The 8,356-nt window shown below is 57.8% G+C and carries 4 protein-coding genes and 1 pseudogene; 4 read left to right on the top strand and 1 reads right to left on the bottom strand.

Features of this window, described 5'->3' with window-relative positions; translation table 11 throughout:
- The coding region (locus X735_RS0135565) for a KUP/HAK/KT family potassium transporter (protein WP_031214008.1) at positions 1-681 on the bottom strand (681 nt) is incomplete at its 3' end.
- Between the two features lie 426 nt (positions 682-1,107).
- On the opposite strand from X735_RS0135565, the pseudogene X735_RS01000000166585 reads away from it, so the two are divergent.
- The 4 genes and pseudogenes from X735_RS01000000166585 to X735_RS136160 all read left to right on the top strand — a co-directional run.
- Positions 1,108-1,390: pseudogene (locus tag X735_RS01000000166585) on the top strand (IS3 family transposase); the annotation flags it as partial.
- A gap of 301 nt (positions 1,391-1,691) precedes the next feature.
- Positions 1,692-2,468, top strand: coding sequence for a hypothetical protein (locus tag X735_RS0135555; RefSeq protein ID WP_245273324.1), 777 nt, complete (start codon positions 1,692-1,694; stop codon positions 2,466-2,468).
- 247 nt (positions 2,469-2,715) lie between these two features.
- Positions 2,716-4,461: a type IV secretion system ATPase VirD4 gene (virD4, locus tag X735_RS136155; RefSeq protein WP_023766569.1), complete on the top strand. Its 1,746-nt coding sequence runs from the start codon at positions 2,716-2,718 to the stop codon at positions 4,459-4,461.
- A 641-nt stretch (positions 4,462-5,102) separates the two neighbouring features.
- A complete protein-coding gene (locus X735_RS136160; protein WP_031214004.1) occupies positions 5,103-7,637 on the top strand; it encodes a two-component system VirA-like sensor kinase in 2,535 nt (844 codons plus the stop codon).
- Positions 7,638-8,356 lie beyond the last annotated feature (719 nt).

Raw genomic sequence — 8,356 nt, 5'->3', positions numbered from 1 at the left:
CGAATTGATCAGGAAGGCGACGATGTAGTGCGGGCTCACCGCCCACAGGATTTCCGGATCGGCGATGATGTGGTTGAGCCCGGAAAGGCCAATTGCCAGGAACCACACCGCCGTCACCGGGCCGAACACCAATCCTACCCCGCCCGTGCCGAAGCGCTGCACCGCAAACACCATGGTAAGAATGACCAGTGTCAGCGGCACGACATAGGGCTGGAAGGTCGGCGTGACGACATTCATGCCCTCAACCGCCGACAGCACCGATATCGCCGGTGTGATGACGGCATCACCGAAGAAAAGCGATGCCCCGACGATGCCGATGCCGAGCATCAGCGCCGAGCGCTTGGGGAAACTGCCGCGCGCCAGCGCCATCAGCGACAGCACGCCGCCCTCGCCGCCGTTATCGGCGCGCAGCACGAACATGATGTACTTGATGGTGACGATGATCGTCAGCGACCAGATGATCAATGACAAAACGCCGAGGATATCGCCGCGCTCGGCGACATTGCCGCCCGACGACGCCACCAGCGCCTCACGGAACGCGTAGATCGGGCTGGTGCCAATATCGCCATAGACAACGCCGAGCGCGCCTAGCATCAGCACCTCGGGGCTTTGCTGTTCGATTGCCGGATGGCTCGACTGTTCGACGGGTTCTGCCTCGCTACCAGTATTGGTAAGGACCATGGACGACACTCCGATAAGGGGCGGCCCTCTACCTTTGCTGCACTGCAATATCAAGTGCCGCGACGTAATGGCTCCGTATGCGGACCGCATTTGTTGCCGCACCGGCGGATTGTCTCATACGAAACCACGATCCCGCTCCCGGGCCATTTCCTCGACGAGACACAGGCCAAGGGGACCTGAAGGAGGGCCAGACCGGATGGGCGATGATCTGCGGCAGGAAACGATGGCGCTGCTTGTAGCTGACGGCATGTCTTTCTCCTTTGTGTGTCTGCCAGACGAGCGGGCGGGCACGGAAGTGGTCGCGCTCTGGCTGCCAGACATACTCGTCCAACCTGATGAAAACCTGACTTGTACACCCAGCCCAAACAGGTGCGAGGGGTCGGTCTATTACCAAAGGCTCTGAGGGCTGATTCTCTAGGGTTCGGCATTCAATACACCGAGCGCTTGGCGGCGGCCGGCGTCGAACCCGCAGTGGGCAGTGTCGGCGACTCTTTCGATAATGCTCTCGCGGAAACGATCAACGGTCTTTACAAGGCCGAGGTGATGCATCGACGCGGACCCTGGCGCTCATTCGAGGCCGTCGAGTTCGCCACGCTCGAATGGGTCGACTGCTTCAACAATCCTGCTGGAGCCCATCGGCAACATCCCGCCGGCCGAAGCCGAGGAACGCTACTACGCCATGCTGGATGAACCAGCCATAGCCGCGTGACTCAAACGGAACGGCCACCGGAATGCCCGGGGCAGTTCACATCGCATTTGATGCCAGCTTCATCGTATTTTCTTCGGCTTGGACGGGCACTTGGCAGACCCACAGAGCTGGGAACCCTTTGCCATACTACAACTGTAACATCATATCGGTTTAGCAGGTCAAGCTTCGGTGGTAACCTCATTGGGTAGAATAACTACTTTGGAGGCGAGCAATGGATCGCGATAACAAACGGGCACGTGCAGCTGCAAGATCATCTCAAGGCGTGGGGAGCAGTAGCCTCCGTGACGTTCCAGAGGGGCCATTGAGCGATGTTGCAGAACGGCTGGTAACCGCTAACCCGCGCGATACAGCGCGAAATCTTGGGGGCTTCAAAGGCCTCGGGACGCACGAGCGAACAGCCGTTCGGGGCACTCAACCCGGGCCAGAAACTGACCTCGCGAGATTTGAAAGGCGGACCAATCGGCTTGGACGATCAGCCATCAATCTGGCCGCGACATTAACAGCCGAATTGGGGTACAGCACGGATGACATAGCATTGCAGAAAGTCGGAGCGGCCAGTAATTTAGGCGATTACCTAACGCCAGGGCTGCAAGATGCTATTGTTAATCGCATTGGCAACATGGATCCGCCGTCGCAAGCTCTCGGAGCTTATTACGTTGCGCCACACTTCAGTAAGTTTACTGACGAAAACAAATCTCGCATTCTTGATCAGGCCATTGGATTGGCTTCTTCTGATCCGGATGGCAATGTCAGGATGATGGCATCCAATGCTATTCTCAACATGTATCAACAGTTAGACGCAAACCAACAGGCCCAAGCTCACTCAGTTTTTCCCGGCATGCAAGACATCTTGCCGCACATGCCGCCGCCGCAGCATGCAGCAGAGGAACGGAGTGCGAATCTGGACGGCCACATAGCAGGTATTGAGGCTGCAGTCCGTGATACAGTAGGCCCGCAAACCTCGTATGAACAGCTGCAGCGGGGTGCTCAAATCGGGCGGTCCATAAACCACGCCTTCAATCACGCCCGAGAGGACCTAATGGAGGCCACCAGAAGCAGAGATCGCTCCGGCCGTTGAGGTCTCGGCCATGGTACAGTGACGCTTTCTCTCCCGAATTCCGTTTACGGCCTTGCCGTTTCCAATTCGCTGGCCGTTGACGTACCTGCTTAGTGTAACTTTCAAAAACCACGTCTGCCGGGTGATGCGCTGCAAGCATCGCACCACCCGCTGCGGCATCGATCTGTCGAGCGGCGACATCGCGCGACGCCGGTTCGGTCTCTGAAGCACGCGCAGCATTAGCTACGGCTAATCCGGCAATGGAACAATGCTTTCAACAAAAACGACGCCCCCCAACATAGCCATTAGCATCGCGTGCTCACTCGCCGTGGGCTTCTGTGCGGCAAGTCTTTACGCAACCTTCCGCCACGGCGGCAGCGGCGAGGCTCTGATGGCGTTTGATGTCCGTGCCTTTTGGTTTGAGACGCCCTTCTATTTGGGTTTCGCAACCCCCGTTTTCTATCGGGGCGCGGCTATCGTGCTCTCGACGTCCGCGGTCGTCTTGCTGATTCAGCAGATCGTATTGCGCCGCAAGCTCGAACACCACGGGACGGCTCGTTGGGCTCGAGTGGATGAAATGCGACGCACGGGATATCTGCGACGATACCGTGGCGTGACAGGGCCGGTGTTTGGGAAGACAAGTGGCCCTTTCTGGCCTGGCTACTACCTGACCAATGGCGAGCAGCCTCACAGCCTCATCGTTGCACCGACCCGCGCTGGCAAGGGCGTCGGCATAGTCATTCCAACGCTACTTACATTCAAAGGCTCGGTGATAGCTCTGGACGTCAAGGGGGAGCTCTTTGAGCTCACCTCGAGGGCGCGCAAAGCCGCAGGTGACGACGTGTTTAAATTCGCGCCGCTGGATTCGGAGCGGCGCACAAACTGCTACAATCCGCTGTTGGATCTTATAGCGTTGCCTCCACAGCAGCAATTCACCGAAGCCCGCCGCTTGGCCGCAAACCTGATTACGGCCAAGGGGGAGGGCGCGGAAGGTTTCGTCAGCGGCGCGCGAGATATCTTTGTCGCGGGAATCCTTGCCTGCATCGAGCGGGGCACGCCAACAATCGGCGCCGTCTATGACCTCTTCGCCCAGCCGGGGGAGAAGTTTAAGCTCTTCGCGCGACTCGCCATGGAGACCCAGAACAAAGAGGCACAACGCATCTTCGACGACATGGCGGGGAACGATACGAAAATCCTAACCTCCTACACTTCCGTGCTCGGCGATGGCGGGCTCAACCTGTGGGCGGATCCCGCTGTAAAGGCGGCCACAAGTCGCTCGGACTTTTCGGTCTATGATCTTCGCCGTCGCAGAACGTGCATCTATCTTTGCGTTGGTCCGAACGACCTTGAGGTGATCGCGCCTCTGATACGCTTGTTTTTTCAGCAAATCGTTTCAATTCTGCAGCGGTCGCTGGCCCGCCGGGATGAAAAGCACGAGGTTCTCTTCCTGCTCGACGAGTTCAAGCACTTGGGTAAGCTGGAAGCGATCGAGACCGCAATCACGACTATCGCGGGCTACAAGGGGCGTTTCATGCTCATCATCCAAAGCCTTTCGGCACTGACGGGGGCTTATGGAGAGGCTGGCAAGCAGAATTTTCTCAGCAATACCGGACTGCAAGTGTTCATGGCCACGGCTGATGACGAGACTCCGAACTACATTTCCAAGGCCATCGGTGAATACACGTTTGAAGCCAAATCGATTTCCCACAGCCAGGCGCGAACGTTCGACTGGACCATTCAGAATTCACATCAAGGTGCACCGCTATTGCGTCCCGAACAGGTTCGGCTGCTCGATGACGACTACGAGATTGTTCTCATCAAAGGTCTGCCACCATTAAAATTGAGGAAGGTGCGATATTTCTCGGATCGCATTCTGAAACGCATCTTTGAAAGCCAGACAGGCGCCCTCCCGGAGCCGGCGCCCTTGACGGGAGCAGAGGAGGCGCTCTCCGCAGAATCTCAACTCGATGACCCGCTGTGTGAATTGGCGCAGGACTTTGACGATACAGTTTGATGTGAGGCTAGTATGAACCCGCGAAATAGTAATCCATCCCGTGTAACAGCTTTGTCGCAGGTGCAGGACGCCGGCTTGGAAGACGGGCAAGCGGTCCAGGCCCGGCGAGTGGGCTTTGAGCAGCACGTGTCCGAGGCGCTCCGGCCGCTGTTCGATGGTCGAGCTGACGAGCCGCCTACCGGTCCAGAGGAGCTTCTGCGACTGGAACAAGGGTTTCGCGAGGTGCTTCAGCGAGGGCAGGATCATCAAGCCGCCTCGTCTTTTTTCAGCGATCCAAGGATGCCCGCTGGACGGGATGACCGCAAGGGAAGCGTGTCGGACGCTTTCGCAGCAGCCGGCTCTAGGCACGCCGGAGTCGAGGCCGCCGCCCCGCCAGTGTTAGCTGCCAGCCAACAGCAGATCCGGCCCTCGCCAGTTGCGTTTGACCGGCCGGTATCATCCTCGGCTGCTGCAGGCGTGCGCTTGTATGCCCCTTCGATGATCTCTCGGAAGACCAGTTCCGAAAACTGCGATCAGTTGCCCGCCTTGTGCTGCCGCCTCGCCGTCGAGGTCGAAACGCCCGCGAATCAATGGAAGGTCAGCGGGCCATGGGGGCAGAGTGCAACGGCGTCTACACCGCCTATTTGAGGGGAGAGGTACACTTGGCTTTCCTGTTCCAGCAGCATCCGGCCGCACACCGACGCGATGGGGAGCTAGAATTCAAATCGGACCTTCGCAAGGCACGCACCGCGGATCAAACGCCGTTCGTTTGGGAAAAATGGCTCAGTACCGACAAAGCTTCTGTAATGGCCCTAGTGGCCTCGGTTGCGCTCTTGGTCGCGATACAGTGGCAAGACCCCCAGATCAACGAGGCGGTCCTAAGCGAACTGCGGACGATTCAGATCAACTACGCATTGCTCCAGCGAGACGTCGCCCGCGCCGACATGGTATTGGACTTCCGTTCCGTTGCTTCTACCGGGCAAGCATTAAAAAGGAACCTTCAAAACTACCAACGCCTTGTTGAGATTTCGCCCAATGAGAGCTCCGGGGTGCACTCCAGGTTGGTTGCACAGCTCAAAAATTCCCTCGAAAACACAGAAGCTGCCATCTCGGCCTCGGCCGCGCAAAATGAGCTTCTGCAAAGCTCTCTCGTACGCTTTGCTCGCTCGGCTAATCGCCTTCGGGGGGGAGTGTCGAACAGGCCTGAATTTTCCAATCTGATCCTTCAATTTTCGGCCAGACCGGGATTCAGCCTCGCATTACAAATCGATCAGTCTCTCCGCCGACTTCCTCCTAGCCAGGACCAAGTCACGGAGGATGTTGCCCGCGAGGGCCGCGCTATCCTGTCCTCAATGTTGAGGTTGGACCGCGCTGTCAATCGGATCCCATCCTTCGACACGTTCGCCAAGGCTGCCGAATTGGAGCGAGAACATCTGAAAGCCTACAGCTTCGCCAGCGCGCAAGCGCAGCGTACACGACTTTTCTTTGGCTTGATGTCCATATGCCTCTGCTTGTTTGCGACCATTCGAGCCTCCACGCTGCATGTGCGGACGAACCGGTTGGAAAGGCGGTTAGAGCTTGAAGCGGCGATGAGTGAGATCGAAGCTTGTTTCATCGACAGTCAAGCAACGAAGGCTTCGCGGCGCTTCTCCACCGAAGCAGCGCTTAGACTCATTCAATGCGTTTTCGATGCCGATCAATGCGCGCTTGCTCTGGTGGATCCGTGTATCAGCAGGAATACCGAGTACTTTGTCGCGAACAAGCGCATGCGCGTCTGGAACGCCACGCTAATCCATGAAGTCGTCTCACTTGTACACCCGGAACAGCCAGTGTTTCGCGTCGTTCCGGCGTCGGAAGTGGTTCGGACTGCCGTAGGCACTACCGGTGTTTGTCAAATTGTTGGTTGCCGGGCCTCCGATCAGCAGGCTGCGGTTTGTATCCTTGTTTTTGAAGGAGATCGCTCACCACCCTCCACAGACGACCTCCTGGTTCTGGCGAGCGCTACTGTGCGTTTAGGCAACCATCTTGAAATGCAACGTGTACACACGGAACGTAACCTTTTTGAGAGTCGATGGGAGCATGCGGAAAGGCTGACGGCTGTCGGCACAATCGCAAGCGGCGTTACACATGAATTCAATAATGTTCTAGGAGCAATAGTCGGCTACGCAGAGATGGCTAAAGGTCTTGTGCGTCGCCCCTCGAGAATTCGGGGCCACATCGGCCAAATTATCTTGGCCAGCAACCGAGCCAAACTGATTATTGATCAAATTTTGTCACTAAGCCGAAATCGGAAGCGCGTGACGATGCCTTTCGACGTCTCGGAGAGTGTAATGGATCTCGCGCCATTGCTGCGGGTTACACTTCGTGCGGATGTTCAGTTGAACTTCAAGATCAACGAGTGGCAAACGGTGATCGAGGGCAGCCCGACCGAGATACAGCAGATCCTTATGAATCTATGCAAGAACGCGTCGGAGGCTCTCTTGAATGAGGGCCGTGTCGAGATTAGCGTTTCTCGCGCTCACGTCTGTCAAACGAAGCCCGTGGCTAAGGGCACCTTGAAACCGGGAGATTACGTTCTCCTCTCCATCAGCGACGATGGCCAAGGAATCGCAAGTTCGGTGCTTCCGCATATCTTTGAGCCCTTTTTTACCACGCGCTCTCGCGTCGGCGGGACCGGACTGGGTCTTGCTGCAGTGGACCGCCATGTGAGCGCGCTCGCAGGATGCCTTGACGTCACCTCGGCTGTTGGCCGAGGTACACGCTTCGATCTCTACTTACCGGCCTGCGCTGAGGAGCAGGTCAGAGCTGATAGCGCTTTCGGCCCATGCGATGGATCACTTGGCAACGGAGAAATCATTGCAGTCGTTGACCCCGATCCAGCAGCGTTGGAGATCTACAAGGATAAGATCGCCGCGCTGGGTTATAAGCCGGTCGGCTTCGCGACCTTCGAGAGTCTTTGCGACTGGATCGAGAGCGGGAAGGCAGCCGACCTCCTAATTTTCGATAAAGCGACTTTCCTCGGGCCAGGACAGCCCGAAGCCGTACGTACCACCCTGATGACGGTGCCCATCATCGTCGTTGGTGGAAGCGACCCCATGCCGATCACATCTGGTAATCAGACCTTCGTCCTTTGGCTAGCCAAACCGGTCTCGTCCAGGACGATGGAGCATGCAATTCGTAGGATGATAATGGCATGATGCCGCCGACGCGCTCAGGATACCGAGCTACCGAGGCAGTCGGAGGCGGAGCCGGCTGGGATCCAGCAAATACAAGAGCGTCGGACGATCTCTGCGCACCCGGCTCATGGCGAGTTCCCCTCGAACACCGTCGTCGGCTCCGCCCAAGGAAGGGCTCCCCGACCACGGCAAACCTGCCGCCGTGCTCGTGACCGTCAAGGACAAGTCGCCGCGCGATGGGGTCTGCGGGCCTCCATCCTTGACAAGTCACTGCGCGCTGGCGGCGACAGGCAACGGGTAATATAAGGTCGGGACGAGGAGATGGTCGCCAATCGGTCACGCAAGATGGTTGACGAAATGACTCGAGAGCAAAGCTTGACAATCATCGCCCCATTCACGCCAGACTTCTCCTGTGCGTTCATCATCGGCTACGGCTCCTCGCTGCCCCGACAAGGCTATCGCCGCCCGGCCGGGCAAGCGATATCCCAGGTTCCGACGTGTTCCTTTCATGCTAGATTGACCTAGGCCCCGGCAGGGCGGGAGCATGAGGCTGGGTTCTCGGTCGCGGATCTGTGAGGCAAGCACGGGGTAAGCGACGGCTCGACCCACCATTGGGAAGGCCGGCTTCGGCACGGAGGTGCGGCCTCGGCGTTGAGAGGCATCGGATCGGGTGTAGCAGGACTTTCGAACTAACTGCCGACAACACACTGGATAGGCTGTTCTCGTCGTTCGGTCCAGTT

Source organism: Mesorhizobium sp. L2C084A000 (assembly GCF_000502875.1).
Taxonomy (GTDB): domain Bacteria; phylum Pseudomonadota; class Alphaproteobacteria; order Rhizobiales; family Rhizobiaceae; genus Mesorhizobium.
Note: the sequence above shows the minus strand (reverse complement) of the source record. Positions and strands in the feature narration are given on the sequence as shown.